The organism is Streptomyces mirabilis, assembly GCF_039503195.1.
In the GTDB taxonomy this organism is placed as follows: domain Bacteria; phylum Actinomycetota; class Actinomycetes; order Streptomycetales; family Streptomycetaceae; genus Streptomyces; species Streptomyces mirabilis_D.
In genome coordinates, this window is the sequence record NZ_JBCJKP010000001.1 from 1464519 (window position 1) to 1479232 (window position 14714).

Genomic DNA, 14714 nt, shown 5'->3' on the forward strand with positions numbered 1-14714 from the left:
GCGACGATCCCTCCACCGAATGCGACCCCGCCACGGCTGCGGCTGCCGTCCCCTCGGACCCTCTTCACGACATCTGGCAGCCAGCCAGAATTTCGGGGATGCTCGGTTCAGCGGGCCGTAACAGACTTCTCCACCACCAGGCCTGCATGGAATGGGGAACACGCCCGAGCCTGGGATCGAGACACGAAGTGCTTACTACACTCGCGCCGGAGCCCTCCGCGCCTCCGATGAACACTCCGTCGGACAGTGTCTCCACAGTCCGCCCCGAGGGCGGGCTTCGCCCGGCAGCCGAACAGCCGCAGACGTTTCCGCTCGCATGCGCACCGATGATCACCGCATCCCCGGCGCCGACTCTTCCCGGGCAGGCTTCTCGGGTCGATCCGTATGCATGCCGGCCCCATCCGACACCCCGCCACCGAAGTCGGCGCCGGGTCGGCGTCAGCACCGCCGGAACCCGCCCCCGACCAGCCTGAACCGCCAAGATCATTTGCTCGCCCAACATGGTCTGACCTGCAAAAATAGAGGTCAGAGGCTCACCTTTTAGTCTCACCAGGAGGTATCCATGAAGATGCTCATCAACGTGGCGGAGACGGTGGTCGCGGACGCGCTGCGGGGTATGGCGGCCGCGCATCCCGAGCTGACGGTGGATGTGGACAACCGGGTGATCGTACGGCGGGACGCCCCGGTGCCCGGCAGGGTGGGACTCGTATCCGGCGGCGGGTCGGGGCACGAACCGTTGCACGGTGGTTTCGTGGGCCCCGGGATGTTGTCGGCGGCCTGTCCTGGCGAGGTCTTCACGTCACCGGTGCCGGACCAGATGCTGCGCGCGGCGGCGGCCGTGAACAGCGGCGCGGGCGTGCTGTTCATCGTGAAGAACTACACGGGGGACGTGCTCAACTTCGACATGGCGGCCGAGCTCGCCGAGGACGAGGGCATCCAGGTGGCGAAGGTCCTCGTCAATGACGACGTCGCCGTCACCGACAGTCTGTACACCGCCGGGCGGCGCGGCACCGGCGCGACCCTGTTCGTGGAGAAGATAGCGGGCGCCGCGGCCGAAGAGGCCGCGCCGCTGGAGCGGGTGCAGGCGCTGGCCCGGCAGGTCAACGAGAACTCCCGCAGCTTCGGTGTCGCACTGAGCGCCTGCACCACGCCGGCCAAGGGCAGCCCCACCTTCGACCTCCCGCCGGGGGAGCTGGAGCTCGGCGTCGGCATCCACGGCGAGCCGGGCCGGGAGCGGCGCGCGATGATGACCTCGCACGAGATCGCCGACTTCTCGGTCAACGCGATCCTGGAGGACCTGAACCCGCGCAATCCCGTCCTGCTGCTGGTCAACGGTATGGGCGCGACGCCGCTCCTGGAGCTCTACGGGTTCCACGCGGAGGTGACCCGGGTGCTCACCGAGCGCGGGGTGCCCGTGGCACGCACGCTGGTCGGGAACTACGTCACCTCGCTGGACATGGCGGGCGCCTCGGTGACGCTGTGCCAGGTGGACGAGGAACTGCTGCGGCTGTGGGACGCGCCGGTGAAGACGCCCGCGTTGCGCTGGGGCGTGTGAATCCCGGCGGCATCGGCACGATGTCGCCCCCGCCCGGTCAACGTTCGTACCACGCAAGGAGATTCTGTGCTCGACGCCGAGTTCTTCCGCCGTTGGATGACGGCGACCGCCGCGTCCGTGGATCGCGAGGCGGAGCGACTCACCGCTCTGGACTCGCCGATCGGCGACGCCGACCACGGCAGCAATCTGCAGCGCGGCTTCACCGCCGTGGTGACCGCGCTGGAGAAGGAGGCGCCGGACACCCCCGGCGCCGTGCTCACTCTCGCCGGACGCCGGCTGATCTCCACGGTCGGCGGCGCGTCGGGTCCCTTGTACGGCACCCTGCTCCGCCGTACGGGCAAGGCCCTCGGGGACGCCGCGGAGGTCACCGAGGAACAGTTCACGGACGCGTTGCGCGCGGGCGTGGACGCGGTGATGGCGCTGGGCGGAGCCGCGCCCGGCGACAAGACCATGATCGACGCGCTGGTGCCCGCGGTGGACGCGCTCGCCGAGTCCTTCGGCGCGGCGAAGACGGCCGCCGAGGAGGGTGCCGTCGCGACGACACCGCTCCAGGCCCGCAAGGGTCGGGCCAGCTACCTGGGTGAGCGCAGCATCGGGCACCAGGATCCGGGTGCCACGTCCTCGTCCCTGCTGATCGGCGCGCTCATGGAGGCCCGCGATGAGTGAATCCCCGGACAGCACGAACCAGTTCGTCGGCATCGTGCTGGTCTCCCACAGCGCCGCCGTCGCCGCCTCGGTGGCCGAGCTGGCGACGGGACTCGCGGGCGGCGAGACGACCGCTCCCGTCGCCGCGGCCGGCGGCACGGTGGACGGCGGTCTCGGTACCAGCGCCGAGCTGATCTCCGCGGCGGCCGCCTCGGTGGACCGCGGCGCCGGGGTCGCCGTGCTCACCGACCTGGGCAGCGCGGTCCTCACCGTGAAGGCCCTGCTGGCGGAGGGGGACGAGCTCCCCGCCAACAGCCGCCTGGTGGACGCGCCCTTCGTCGAGGGCGCGGTGGCCGCGGTGGTCACGGCCTCGGCCGGAGCCGACCTCGCGGCGGTCGAGGCGGCGGCCGCGGAGGCGTACACCTACCGGAAGGCGTGAGAGCAGGGGCTGGAGCGTGTGAGTGCGGGGACCGAAAGAGGTGATCGCCGGGCCGGGAGGTCTGAACGCGGGGTCGGAAGGGCTGATCGCGGGGGCCGGGAGGTCTGAACGCGTGGGCCGGAAGGTCTGAACGCGCGGGCCGGAGGTCTGAGCGCTGGGGCACGGAGGCCTCGGCGGTCGGCTCAGCCCTCAGGCGAGCCCTTCCGCGACGATGGCGAGGGCCGAGCGCACGGTCGACACCAGTTCGGCCTCCGCCACCGCGGGGTCGGGCTGCTCCTCGTCCGTGCGCCACGCGTAGTGCTCGACCGCCGTGCGCAGGGCGCTGTTGAGCATGGCGGCCTGGATCTCCGAGCGCAGGTCGACGGCGGGCAAGCCGGCCCGGTCGGCGAGGGCGCGGGCGAAGACCGGCTCGGCCTCGTCGTGCGCCTGGAGCCAGACGGCGCGCAGGCCCGGCTCGGTCCGGGTCAGTCTCATCAGCGCCCGGATCTTGGGCAGGTGCGGTCGGGGCGTCGAGGGATCGCCGGTCGTGGCCGCCCGTTCCAAGGCGTCCTCGAGCGGCCGGTCGGGGCGCCAGGCCCGCAGGGAGGCGGCGATCGCGTCGATCCCGGCCGCGAACAGCGGGCTCACGCAGCTTTCCTTGCTCGGGAAGTAACGCCACACGGTTCGCGCAGAGACGCCGACGGCCTGCCCGATCTGCTCCCCGGTGGTCGCGGCCACCCCTTGGGCGACGAACAGTTCCACCGCGGCGCGGGCTATCTCCAGCCGGATCTCGGCCTTGCGCCGCTCGGTCAGCGGTGGCCGGCCCGTGCGGCCGCGGCCCCGGCCGGGGGGTTCGGTGATCGCGCCGTCCGGCACTGGCGACTCCCTCGACTCGACGACGGGCGGCTGTCGCCCGGGCTGCCGCGATTCTAACGATCTCGAAAACGGCTCCCGACTTTATGTCATGGAGAGACATTAAGTCGTACCGTGTGGCGCACGACGACCTCGTCGCATCACGTACGCACTTCTGGGAGCACGTCATGAGCACCACTGGACTGGCCGGCCGCTGCGTCATCGTCACCGGAGCGGGCTCCGGGATCGGGCGGGCCACCGCCCTGGCCTTCGCCGCGGAGGGCGCCCGTGTCCTGGTGGCCGACCTCAACGCCGGGGGCGCCGAGAAGGTCGTCGGGGAGATAGTGGCGGCCGGTGGCACCGCCGTGGCCGTGACGGGCGACCTGAGCGAGCAGGCCGTGGTCGACCGGGTGACCGCGACCGCCGTGGAGCAGTTCGGCGGGGTGGACGTGCTGGTCAACAACGCCGGGATCATGGACCGCATGTCGGCGGCCGGTGAGGTCGGCGACGCGGAGTGGGAGCGGGTCATCCGGGTCAACCTCACCGCTCCCTTCCTGCTCACCCGTGCGGTGCTCCCGCACATGCTGGAGGCGGGCAAGGGCGCCATCGTGAACACCGCCTCCGAGGCCAGCCTGCGCGGCAGCGCCGCGGGCGCCGCGTACACCGCCTCGAAGCACGGCATCGCGGGCCTCACCAAGTCCCTCGCCGTGACGTACCGCAACAAGGGCATCCGGGCCAACGCCATCGCCCCCGGCGGCACGAAGACCGCCATCGCCGTGGACGCCGACCGCGACGCCCTCGGCCCGCAGGTCCTCGCCTCGTACCTGGGCAATGTGGGCACCGCGGCCGAGGCCGAGGAGCAGGCCGCCGCCATCCTGTTCCTCGCCTCCGACGCGGCGAGCAATATCAACGGCGCGATCCTGCCCGTCGACAACGGCTGGTCGGCGGTCTGACGCCCTCCATCGCCTGACGGACCTCCCCATCGCGGCCGCTCAGCCGCCGCGCACGAACTTCCGGGCCAGCCGCTCACCCACTGTCACGGCTGCCGCGTGATCCTCGATGGGCGACACCCGGGAGTTCTTGAAGGCGATGTAGGTGACCCCGGAACTCGTCCCGCCACCGTGCGGGCCGGGGCGAATCCCGAGCGCCTTGGCGGTGGCGTACGAGGCCTCGCCGATGATTTCGCGCGGTCCGGTGTCGCCGACCACCGCGTACTCGACCCGGTCCCGGTAGATCACCGCGACCACCGAGCCGCCTCGGATGCCGTGGGCGCGGTGGTCCCAGATGCCACTGGGTGTGGGCACCACGACGTACGGGAGGGTCTCGGCGCTCAGATACCGCCCGTCGGACTGCTGGTACGCGGTGGTCCCGGAGAAGAGCGGGTCGGTCCGCCCGTTGCACAGGAGCCCTGGGCGGCCGTCGCAGTCGATGTCCATGTCGGCCTTCCAGAACACCGCGCCCCGCGCGCCGCAGACGGGAATCTCGGCGCGGCTGCGGGCGTCGGAGCGATAGCGCCCCTTCGAGACGGGTACGCAGTCACGGACCTTGGCGAGCAGATCCGCGGCGCGCACATTCCCTTCCCGCACCGCCACGAGCGGGCTCGGACGGGCGGCGGGAAGCGGGGCGGGGGCGAGCAGGGCCACGCCGGCCGCGACCAGCGTCAGCGACTGAACACGCACGATAAAGGACTCTCTCCTGGGGGACATTGACGGTTGTTCAGCAAAATTTGGCGGGTTTCTGACGGTACGTCCACTGGGAAGGGGCCGGACGGTGCACGGCGGGCCCGACGGGGGCACGGCGGGTACGCGGCGAATTCGGCGGGTGCACGCGGATCGGCGGGTACGCGGCGGATTCGGCGGGTGCATTGCGGCCGAGAGCCCGAGCCGTGGTGGACCCGGGCTTCTCGACCGCCCTCGCCGGCGCGGCATCAGCGACGACAGCGGTCCGCGCCGTGGGCGCGAACTCCCCTGTCGAGAGGGTGAGTTCACGCCGCGTCAGGCATCAGCATACGTAGCCCGAGGACGGTCCGACGAACGGCCACCGCCCCCTTGATGTGGCCGCGCCAGCCGTGTCTTATAGGTACAGACCAATCCCGTCGAGGGAAGGCAGGCCGGTGCGACGCGTTTCCCTTGGATTGATCTGCGGCTCGCTGCTCGTCCTCACCGCGTGCGGAGGAGGAGGTGCGGGAGCCGACGCCGGGGGCGAGCGGCTGCCCCCGGCCCCGACGGGGGTCACCGCGACGGCGGGCAGCGCGACCAGCGTGCACGTCATGTGGAACCGCGTCTCCGGGGACGTGAAGGTCACCGGTTACGAGGTGTACCGCGGCACCGCACGGGTCGAGCGGGTGCCCGGCGACGAACACATGGTGGACGTCACCCGATTGGCCCCGTCCACGAAGTACGTCTTCACGGTCCGCGCCCTGAACACCGACGGAAACCCCGGACCCTCCAGCGAGCCGGTGCGCGCCACCACACCGGTCGCGGTCGCCGCCGACCGCACGCCCCCGACCCGCCCCGGACGGCCGCACGGCAGGGCCGTCGGGAGCCGGGCGGCCCAACTGGAGTGGTCGGCGTCGGCGGACGCCCGGGGCGTGGTCTCGTACGACGTCTACCAAGGCGGCTCGAAGATCCACAGCGTGGGCGGCGGACAGACGGCGACCGTCGTCACCGGGCTGAGACCCGGCACCGCGTACGCCTTCACCGTGCGAGCCCGCGACGCGGCGGACAACCTCTCCCCCGCGAGCGCCGCGGTCCGGCTCACCACCGCGCCGGGCGCGGACGACGGCCGTGGCACCGCGCCGACGGGGTTCCGCGCGACTTCCCACCGCACGGACGGGGCGTACTACCTCGACCTGTCCTGGTTGCCACCGCGGACGGACGGGGTGGTCACGGAGTACCGGATCGACCTGGACGGCCGACAGGCGACCTCACTCGTCTGGGGCGGCACACCGCCCAGCGGAAGGGCCACCTACAGCTTCTACGTCGGGCGGGAGGCCGGGGTCGCGTACCGGGTGCGGATCAGGGCGAAGCTGCCGGACGGCACCTGGGGCGGGTTCTCGGCGGAGCGGACGGTGACGACGGGCTCCGCCGAGGGTGGGAACGCCGGCACCCCGAAATAGGCGAACCGTAGGCTCACCTCCGTGCCCCATAGCGAACTCGATACCTCGACGGCTCCCCTGGACCTCTCCCTGCTGCGCACCTTCCTCGCCGTGCACCGCGCGGGGTCGTTCACGGCGGCCGCGCGGCTGCTCGGTCTGTCCCAGCCGACGGTGACGACGCAGATGCGGTCACTGGAGGAGCAACTGGGACGGGAGCTGTTCGAACGGCAGCCACGGGGCGTGGTGCCCACGTCGGTGGCGGACGAACTCGCCGCGGAGGTCGCCGCGCCCCTGGACGCGCTCGCGGCGGTCGCGGACCGCCGCGGGGCCGGCGCGGACCAGCCGCCGGACCCGGTGCACCTGGCGGGCCCGGCCGAGCTGCTGTGCACGCGTGTCCTGCCCGCGCTGGCGCCGCTGACCGCACAGGGCGTACGTCTGCGCGTCACTCCCGGCCTCACCGACGAGCTGCTGGACGGGCTGCGCGGCGGCCGCTTCGACCTGGTCATCGCCACGACCCGGCCGCGCGGTCGCACCCTGACCGCCGTGCCGCTGATGGACGAGGAGTTCGTGCTCGTCGCCGCCCCGTCGTGGGCCGAGCGCATCGACCCGGCCCGAGTGGCGGCCGAGGGGCCCGCCGCGCTGCACGGGGCGCCCCTGGTGACATACGCCGAGGATCTGCCCATCGCCCGGCGCTACTGGCGGCACGTGTTCGGCGTACGGCTTACCGGCCCGGCGTCGATCACGGTGCCCGACCTACGGGGCGTACTGGCCGCGGTGGTCGCGGGCGCCGGCATCACCGTGCTCCCCCGCTACCTGTGCCTCGACGCGCTGGCCTCCGGTGCCCTGGTGCCCCTGCTGTCCCCCGAGGAACCGCCCATCAACACCGGGTACCTCACCCAGCGGCCGGGCGCGTCGGACAACCCGCATGTGGCAGTTGTCCGAGAGCGGCTGCTTCACGCGGGCCGCACGTGGTGACGACGGAGAGCAGATAGCAGATAGCGGATAACAGCTGACGGATGACGGATGACGGATAACAAATTTCGTCATCCGTCATCTGTCATCCGCCCAGAGAGAATCACCAGCGCAACGCGGGATTCATCCGCCGGACGAACGAATTCGTCACCTGCCCGGTCCCCGTCCACGTGCGCCCCGAGCCGGATGCGCATTGGCTCTCCCTGAGGCAGCACGGGCCTTTCCAATCCTCGGCGGCGCATGGGATGTACCGCCAACCGTGCCGCTGGAGGGCAGTCCTATGCGTACTTCTCAGATATTTCTCCGCTCCGGCCTGACCGTGGCCGCCGTCGCTGCGCTTCCGCTCACCATGACCGCTCAGTCCGCCGCCGCCTTCGGTTCGGGGATCTCGGTGAGCACCAGCGGGTCCAGCGTGTCGGTCACCACCAATTCCTGCCCGAGCAACGGCAGCAGTTTCGGCAATGCCTCGCTGCTCGCCAATGGGCAGGTGAACTTCTCCCAAGGCCGCCAGATGCCGTTGTCCGGAACGAGCGCCACTCAGTCGGCGGTCTGGTCCAACGTCAGCGCCGGCACCTACACCGTCGTCGTGGTCTGCCAGGACGGGACGACGGCCGGTACCCAGTCCGTCATCGTCTCGACCAGCGCGGTCCCCAAGGTCACCAAGACCCCGAGGATCTCCTCCACCTCCTTGCCTTCCTTGCCCTCCTCGCCGTCGCGCGGCGTGATGGGCGGTCTCGGCGGGGCCACCAGGGACTACGGGACCGCCACACTGGTGGGCGGCGGTGCGCTGGTGGCGTCGGGCGTCGTGGCGACCGCCTGGTACCTGCGCCGCCGGGCCAAGCCCCACCGGCTCTGATCACGGGGTCCGTCGCACCGGCGGCCGTCCGTCCGACTCCGGTCCGCTGGACGGCCGACTCCGGTCCGCTGGACGGCCGACTCCGGTCCGCTGGACGGCCGACTCCGATCGAGAGGACGGCCCCTACTGCTCGTCGAGGTGCTCGAACTCGTCCAGCGCTTGCGTCAGCCACTGGGTCCAGAAGGTCTCCAGGTCGATCCCGGCCCGCAGCACCAGATGCCGCAGCCGGTCCTGGGGAGCGTCCTTGCCGGGCGGGAAGTCGCGCTTCTGGATCTCCTCGTACTCGGCCAACTGCCTTTGGTGCAGGTCGAGATGGCGGCGCAGGTCCGTCGCGAGGCCCGCGGTGCCGACGACGGCCGAGGCGCGCAGCCGCAGCAGCATCGTGTCCCGCATGGGCTTCGGATCCTGGGACGCGGAGGTCCAGCGGGCCAGTTCGTCGCGGCCCGCCGGCAGCACCTCGTAGCTCTTCTTCTGTCCCCGGGCCGGCTGTTCGGACGGCAGGGCGCGGATGTAGCCCTCGGACTCCAGTCTTCCCAGCTCGCGATAGATCTGCTGATGCGTCGCCGACCAGAAGTAGCCGATCGACTTGTCGAACCTCCGGGTCAGTTCGAGGCCCGACGACGGTTTCTCGAGCAGGGCGGTGAGGATCGCGTGCGGGAGTGACATGGGGTCATCCTAGGGACGCCGGACCGAGGCCCCGGGCGCGATCGCTCCGGCCGCGGCTCGGCCGGTCACAGCGCCGCCGCCAGCTCCGTGCCCTGCTTGATGGCGCGCTTGGCGTCCAGCTCGGCGGCCACGTCGGCACCGCCGATGAGGTGCACGCTGCGTCCCGCCGCGGACAGTTCCTCGTACAGGTCCCGGCGCGGCTCCTGGCCGGTGCACAGCACGACGGTGTCGACCTCCAGGACCTGGCTGTGGCCCTCGACGGTGACGTGCAGTCCGGCGTCGTCGATCCGGTCGTACTGGACGCCCGGGACCATGGTGACGCCCCGGTGCTTGAGTTCGGTGCGGTGGATCCAGCCGGTGGTCTTGCCGAGTCCGGCGCCGACCTTGGAGGCCTTGCGCTGGAGGAGGTGGACCGTGCGGGGCGGGGCGGGGCGCTCGGGTGCGGCGAGGCCGCCGGGTGCCTGGTAGTCCATGTCGACGCCCCAGTGGCGGAAGTACGTCGACGGGTCCTCGCTCGCCTTGTCGCCGCCGTCGGTCAGGTACTCGGCGACGTCGAAGCCGATCCCGCCGGCGCCGAGGATCGCGACCCGGTCGCCGACGGGGGCGCCGTCGCGCAGGACGTCGAGGTAGCCGAGGACGCTGGGGTGGTCGACGCCGGGGATCTCGGGGGTGCGCGGGCTGACGCCGGTGGCGACCACGACCTCGTCGTAGGCGCGGACGTCCTCGGCGGCGACGCGGGTGTTCAACCGGACGTTCACGCCGTGCAGTTCGAGCTGGGTGCGGAAGTAGCGGATCGTCTCGTCGAACTCCTGCTTGCCGGGGACCTTGCGGGCCACGTTGAGCTGGCCGCCGATCTCGCTCGCGGCGTCGTAGAGGGTGACGTCGTGGCCGCGTTCGGCCGCGGAGACCGCGCAGGCCAGGCCGGCGGGCCCGGCACCGACCACGGCGACGCGCTTGCGCAGCCGGGTCGGCGCGAGGACGAGTTCCGTCTCGTGGCAGGCGCGCGGGTTGACCAGGCAGGAGGTGATCTTCCCGCTGAAGGTGTGGTCGAGGCAGGCCTGGTTGCAGCCGATGCAGGTGTTGATGGCCTCCGGCCGCCCGGCCGCCGCCTTGGCCACGAAGTCGGGGTCGGCGAGCATCGGCCGGGCCAGCGACACCATGTCGGCGTGGCCGTCGGCGAGCAACTGCTCGGCGAGTTCGGGGGTGTTGATGCGGTTGGTGGTCACCAGGGGAATGGAGACCGCGCCCATGACCTTCTTGGTCACCCAGGTGTAGGCGCCGCGCGGCACGGAGGTCGCGATGGTGGGGATACGGGCCTCGTGCCAGCCGATGCCGGTGTTGATGATCGTCGCTCCGGCCGCTTCGACGGCCCGGGCCAGCGTGATCACCTCGTCCAGGGTGGAGCCGCCCGGCACCAGGTCCAGCATGGAGAGCCGGTAGATGATGATGAAGTTCTCGCCGACGGCCTCGCGCACGCGCCGCACGATCTCGACGGGGAAGCGCATGCGGTTCTCGTACGAGCCGCCCCAGCGGTCCTCACGCTTGTTGGTCTGCGCGGCGATGAACTCGTTGATGAGATAGCCCTCGGAGCCCATGATCTCGACGCCGTCGTACCCGGCCCGCTGTGCGAGCTCGGCGGCGCGGGCGTAGTCGTCGATGGTCCGCTCGACCTCGGCGTCGGTGAGCGCGTGCGGCGGGAAGGGGCTGATCGGGGCCTGCAGGGCGCTCGGGGCGACCAGGTCCTGGTGGTAGGCGTAGCGCCCGAAGTGCAGGATCTGCATCGCGATCTTCCCGCCCTCGCGGTGCACCGCGGCGGTGATCTCCGTGTGCTGCTCGGCCTCCGCCTCGGTGGTCAGCTTCGCGCCGCCCTCGTACGGCCGTCCCGCGTCGTTGGGCGCGATGCCACCGGTGACGATGAGACCGACTCCGCCGCGGGCCCGGGTGGCGTAGAACTCCGCCATGCGCTCGAAGCCGCGCTCGGCCTCCTCCAGGCCCACGTGCATGGAGCCCATGAGCACGCGGTTGGGCAGCGTGGTGAAGCCCAGGTCGAGCGGGTTCATCAGGTGCGGGTAACGGCTCATCGGGCCCTCCGTGCGCGGTGTCGTGTGTCTGTTGTAGACGACGGGCAACGCCTTATGCAACTAGTTGCACAATGACGGAGGTCACTCACTGAGGACCGCCCCTGCTCCATGGCGACGGGCGGACCCGGGCGCTCGCCGAGCCCGCCTCGCAGGTCAGACCGCCCGTGGCGGCCTGACGCCGACCACCACGTTCGCGTACAGCTCGTCGGAGACGGCCAGCGTGGCGGTCAGACCGCCGCGGGCGAAGGCCTCGACGGCCGCGGGGGCCTGGCGCTCGCTGGTCTCGACCAGAAGACAGCCGCCCGGGGCCAGCCAGCGGGGCGCCTCGGCGGTGACGCGGCGCAGGACGTCGAGGCCGTCCGCGCCGCCGTCGAGGGCGACGAGCGGTTCGTGGTCGCGGGCTTCCGGCGGCAGCAGGCCGACCTCGTGCGTGGGAACGTACGGCACGTTGGCGGTGAGGACGTCGACGCGGCCGCGCAGGGCGTCGGGCAGGGCGTCGAACAGGTCGCCCTGGTGGACGTGTCCGCCGAAAGGTGCGACGTTGCGGCGCGCGCAGCGCACGGCGGCCGGATCGATGTCCGCGGCGTGCAGTTCGGGGCCGCCGAGGGCGGCGGCCAGTGCGGCACCCACCGCGCCGGAGCCGCAGCACAGGTCCACGACGAGGGCGGCGCCGCGCGCGCGAGCCACGGCCTGGTCGACGAGGAACTCCGTGCGGCGGCGGGGTACGAAGACGCCCGGCTCGACGACGATGCGCAGGTCGTGGAACCGGGCCCAGCCGAGGACGTGTTCGAGGGGGAGTCCCGAGACGCGCCGGTCCACCATGGCGGAGACCTCGTCCGGGGTGCGGGCGGTGGAGAGGATCAACTCCGCCTCGTCCTCGGCGAAGACACAGCCCGCGGAGCGGAGCGCGGCGACAACGGAATCGGAAAGAGGGGGCATGAGAGCCGAGAAGCCTTTCGGTGAGCCGAAGGGCGCTCTCGCGGTCACCTACAGGCGGCGATCCGCAGGGTCCTGAGGTGAGAGCACCCGACCTGACACAGCGGTAATGGGTCTCACCTCCTCGGCAACTCCCGGGCTGGGGCGGTCCGCAGCCAGGACGGTCACCTTACAGGAAGGGCCGGACGGCGAGGGAGGTGCTCCCTCGCCGCACGCCGGTCGCGGACCACCAAGTTGTACTATGCAACTAGAGAGGAAGGAGCTCCCGTGAATGCAGCCGAGGCGTCCGTCGAGACCATCCAGCGCGAGATGACGGCCTTCGCCCGCCGCGCCCGGGCCTCGGCGGGGCGTATGCATCCGGAGCTGTCGCTGGTCTCGTACACCCTGCTGGGTCATCTGGAGGAGAGCGGCGGCTGTCGTGCCACCGACCTCGCCGCGCACTACGCCCTGGACAAGTCCACGGTGAGCCGACAGGTGTCGGCGCTGGAGCGGGCCGGGCTCATCGAACGCCGAGTCGACCCCGAGGACCACCGGGTGCAGGTGCTCCAGCTGACGGAGGCGGGCACCCGCATCCTCGCCCAGGTCACCGAGAGCCGCCGGATCGCGTTCCGTGAGCGGCTCGCGGACTGGCCGCCGGCGGACCTGGAGCGGTTCGCCGCCTACCTGGTGCGGTACAACACGGCGGCGGCCGGGGCACCGCCCGCCGCACAGGCCTCCGGGAGCTGAGGCTTCACCACCGGAGGCCTTCGGGAGCCGTCAACGGACCCCCACGGCCCGGCCGTCCGTCAGATGCTCCGGAACCCGTGCCGCCATGAACCGCGTGCCGCGGCGCAGTTTGAAGCCCAGGGACTCATAGAGCCGGATGGCGTTGGTGTTGCTCGCGGCGGTGTGCAGGAAGGGGGTCTCGCCGCGTTCGCGGATGCCGTGCGCCACGGCAAGGATCAGACGGGTGGCGAGCCCCTCGCCGCGGAAGTCCGGGTCGGTGCAGACCGCGCTGATCTCGGTCCAGCCCGGCGGGTGCAGCCGCTCCCCCGCCATGGCGATCAGCGCGCCGCCGCGCCGGATGCCGAGATAGGTGCCGAGCTCGACGGTGCGTGGCAGGAAGGGGCCGGGCCTGGTGCGCTCCACCAGGTCCAGCATCTCGGGTACGTCGGCGGGGCCGAGCCGCACCGCTTCGGCGTCCGGCGCCGCGGCGAGTCCGTCGTCGACGAGTTGGACGCCGTCCAGGCTGAAGGTCACCTCCCAGCCTTCCGGGGTCGGCCCGTTGAAGCCGGCCAGCGGGGCCTCGCCGCCGGGTCCGACGAGGGCGGCGAGGTCCGCCCAGTCGTCGTCGGTCGGGTCGTCGGGCAGGGCCAGCCACGGCGACACGTCGACGGGATAGCGCAGGACGTGTCCCCGGCGTTCGGCGAAGTGGGCGTGTGGGCCGGTCAGCGAGGCGAGGGACGGGTTGTCCAGCGGGTGCGTGGCGTCGGTCGGCGGACGGGGGCTCGTGAGGCGACGGTCGCTCATCGGGCGACCTCGATCACGATCTTCCCGCGGGCGTGGCCGTCCTCGACCGTGCGCAGCGCCTCGCCGGCCCGGTCGAGGGGGAACGTCCCCGTCACGAAGGGCCTCAGCCGGCCGTCGACCACCAGGCGCGCCACCTCGTCGAGGACGGCGGCGGTACGGGCGCGTTCGACGGGTCCTCCCCCGAGCCGGGCGGCCGTCTCCCGGTCGGCGCCGGTGATCAGCTTCGTACGGTCGTCCAGCAAGGTCGCCGCGGCCTCCAGCACCTCGCCCCCGACCAGGTCGAAGACGGCGTCCACCCCGTCCGGCGCGGCGGCCCGCACCCGCTCGGCCAGATCCGGCCCCGCCGGGACGTGCACGGCCCCGAGCTCCTCGACGAAGTCCTTCTTGCCCTCGCTCGCGACGCCGACCACGGCGAGTCCGAGGGCGCGCGCGATCTGCGTGGCCGCGACACCGACGCCACCGCCCGCGCCGGTGATCAGCACGGTGGCGCCGGAGGGCAGGCCGAGCTGGTGGATCCCGTCGTACGCGGTCGCCGCGGCGATGGGCAGGGCCGCCGCATCCGTGAAGGAGAGCGCGGCGGGCTTGTGGGCGGTGACCGCGGTCGGCAGCAGCGCGTACTCGGCGTATCCGCCGGCCACCGGGTTGCCGAAGACCTCGTCCCCCACGGTGAACCCGGTCACGTCGGGACCGAGCTCCTCGACGACGCCGGCGACCTCGTTGCCGAGGACGGCGGGCAGCTCGCGTGCCCCGGCGCCTGGGCGGGCGTATCCCGTCCGCTGCTTCCAGTCGACGGGGTTCACGCCCGCCGCGCGGACCGCCACGAGTACCTGGCCGGGACCCGGGCTCGGCCGGTCCTGCTCCACCAGGGCCTCGGTCTCCGGTCCGCCGTACCGGGTGAAGACGTACGCCTTGGGCATCTGCTTCCTCACTCTCCTCCGCCGTCACCACCACGGACGGCACTATCGGCAAGGAAGATCACGGCGCGGCTATTCCCAGGTCCCGGGAGAGTTCATACGGCCGCAATGATCGGGATCCCGCCCGGGCACGGAGCACGGCCCACGGCCACGTACGGTTGAATGCGTAAGCACCGATCACGCTCGATCCGCGGGCCGCCGCACCCGACGGCC

General features: G+C 72.0%; 15 protein-coding genes. 8 read left to right on the top strand and 7 right to left on the bottom strand.

Annotation, left to right across the window (positions count from 1 at the left end; genetic code table 11):
• Nucleotides 1-562 precede the first annotated feature (562 nt).
• The 3 genes from dhaK (at nucleotide 563) to AAFF41_RS07285 (ending at nucleotide 2639) form a co-directional block, all read left to right on the top strand.
• Nucleotides 563-1555 carry a dihydroxyacetone kinase subunit DhaK gene (dhaK, locus tag AAFF41_RS07275; RefSeq protein WP_319745819.1) on the top strand — a complete coding sequence of 331 codons (993 nt, stop codon included), beginning with the start codon at nucleotides 563-565 and terminating at the stop codon, nucleotides 1553-1555.
• A gap of 66 nt (nucleotides 1556-1621) precedes the next feature.
• A complete protein-coding gene (gene dhaL / locus AAFF41_RS07280; protein ID WP_343323725.1) occupies nucleotides 1622-2221 on the top strand; it encodes a dihydroxyacetone kinase subunit DhaL in 600 nt (199 codons plus the stop codon).
• On the top strand, nucleotides 2214-2639 hold the full coding sequence (locus AAFF41_RS07285; protein ID WP_319745815.1) for a PTS-dependent dihydroxyacetone kinase phosphotransferase subunit DhaM: 426 nt from the start codon (nucleotides 2214-2216) through the stop codon (nucleotides 2637-2639). Before dhaL ends, AAFF41_RS07285 begins: the two co-directional genes overlap by 8 nt.
• Before the next feature lie 189 nt (nucleotides 2640-2828).
• On the opposite strand, the gene AAFF41_RS07290 is transcribed toward AAFF41_RS07285, so the two are convergent.
• Nucleotides 2829-3494, bottom strand: a complete 666-nt coding sequence (locus AAFF41_RS07290; protein WP_343323726.1) for a TetR/AcrR family transcriptional regulator — start codon at nucleotides 3492-3494, stop codon at nucleotides 2829-2831.
• A 164-nt stretch (nucleotides 3495-3658) separates the two neighbouring features.
• Here AAFF41_RS07290 and AAFF41_RS07295 point away from each other — a divergent pair, with 164 nt between their 5' ends.
• Nucleotides 3659-4423: an SDR family NAD(P)-dependent oxidoreductase gene (locus AAFF41_RS07295; RefSeq protein ID WP_343323727.1), complete on the top strand. Its 765-nt coding sequence runs from the start codon at nucleotides 3659-3661 to the stop codon at nucleotides 4421-4423.
• Between the two features lie 39 nt (nucleotides 4424-4462).
• Here the strand turns inward: AAFF41_RS07295 and AAFF41_RS07300 are convergent, their stop codons facing one another.
• Nucleotides 4463-5149, bottom strand: a complete 687-nt coding sequence (locus AAFF41_RS07300) for a glycoside hydrolase family 75 protein (protein ID WP_319745809.1) — start codon at nucleotides 5147-5149, stop codon at nucleotides 4463-4465.
• Nucleotides 5150-5583: 434 nt separating this feature from the next.
• Here AAFF41_RS07300 and AAFF41_RS07305 point away from each other — a divergent pair, with 434 nt between their 5' ends.
• The 3 genes from AAFF41_RS07305 to AAFF41_RS07315 all read left to right on the top strand — a co-directional run bounded on the left by AAFF41_RS07305 (nucleotide 5584) and on the right by AAFF41_RS07315 (nucleotide 8395).
• Nucleotides 5584-6588, top strand: a complete 1005-nt coding sequence (locus AAFF41_RS07305) for a fibronectin type III domain-containing protein (protein ID WP_319745807.1) — start codon at nucleotides 5584-5586, stop codon at nucleotides 6586-6588.
• Between the two features lie 21 nt (nucleotides 6589-6609).
• Complete coding sequence (locus tag AAFF41_RS07310; protein WP_319745805.1) at nucleotides 6610-7542, top strand: LysR family transcriptional regulator; 933 nt, start codon at nucleotides 6610-6612, stop codon at nucleotides 7540-7542.
• Nucleotides 7543-7819: 277 nt separating this feature from the next.
• A complete protein-coding gene (locus AAFF41_RS07315; RefSeq protein WP_343323728.1) occupies nucleotides 7820-8395 on the top strand; it encodes a hypothetical protein in 576 nt (191 codons plus the stop codon).
• Nucleotides 8396-8518: 123 nt separating this feature from the next.
• Here the strand turns inward: AAFF41_RS07315 and AAFF41_RS07320 are convergent, their stop codons facing one another.
• The 3 genes from AAFF41_RS07320 to AAFF41_RS07330 all read right to left on the bottom strand — a co-directional run bounded on the left by AAFF41_RS07320 (nucleotide 8519) and on the right by AAFF41_RS07330 (nucleotide 12081).
• Nucleotides 8519-9061, bottom strand: coding sequence for a PadR family transcriptional regulator (locus AAFF41_RS07320; RefSeq protein ID WP_266648221.1), 543 nt, complete (start codon nucleotides 9059-9061; stop codon nucleotides 8519-8521).
• Between the two features lie 65 nt (nucleotides 9062-9126).
• Nucleotides 9127-11142: an NADPH-dependent 2,4-dienoyl-CoA reductase gene (locus AAFF41_RS07325; RefSeq protein ID WP_319745800.1), complete on the bottom strand. Its 2016-nt coding sequence runs from the start codon at nucleotides 11140-11142 to the stop codon at nucleotides 9127-9129.
• Nucleotides 11143-11295: 153 nt separating this feature from the next.
• On the bottom strand, nucleotides 11296-12081 hold the full coding sequence (locus AAFF41_RS07330) for a putative protein N(5)-glutamine methyltransferase (RefSeq protein WP_319745797.1): 786 nt from the start codon (nucleotides 12079-12081) through the stop codon (nucleotides 11296-11298).
• A 264-nt stretch (nucleotides 12082-12345) separates the two neighbouring features.
• Here AAFF41_RS07330 and AAFF41_RS07335 point away from each other — a divergent pair, with 264 nt between their 5' ends.
• On the top strand, nucleotides 12346-12804 hold the full coding sequence (locus AAFF41_RS07335) for a MarR family winged helix-turn-helix transcriptional regulator (RefSeq protein ID WP_319745793.1): 459 nt from the start codon (nucleotides 12346-12348) through the stop codon (nucleotides 12802-12804).
• 30 nt (nucleotides 12805-12834) lie between these two features.
• On the opposite strand, the gene AAFF41_RS07340 is transcribed toward AAFF41_RS07335, so the two are convergent.
• Entirely contained in the window at nucleotides 12835-13587 is a 753-nt protein-coding gene (locus AAFF41_RS07340; RefSeq protein ID WP_319745791.1) for a GNAT family N-acetyltransferase, read from the bottom strand.
• On the bottom strand, nucleotides 13584-14504 hold the full coding sequence (locus AAFF41_RS07345; RefSeq protein WP_319746085.1) for an NADP-dependent oxidoreductase: 921 nt from the start codon (nucleotides 14502-14504) through the stop codon (nucleotides 13584-13586). Before AAFF41_RS07345 ends, AAFF41_RS07340 begins: the two co-directional genes overlap by 4 nt.
• Between the last annotated feature and the right edge of the window lie 210 nt (nucleotides 14505-14714).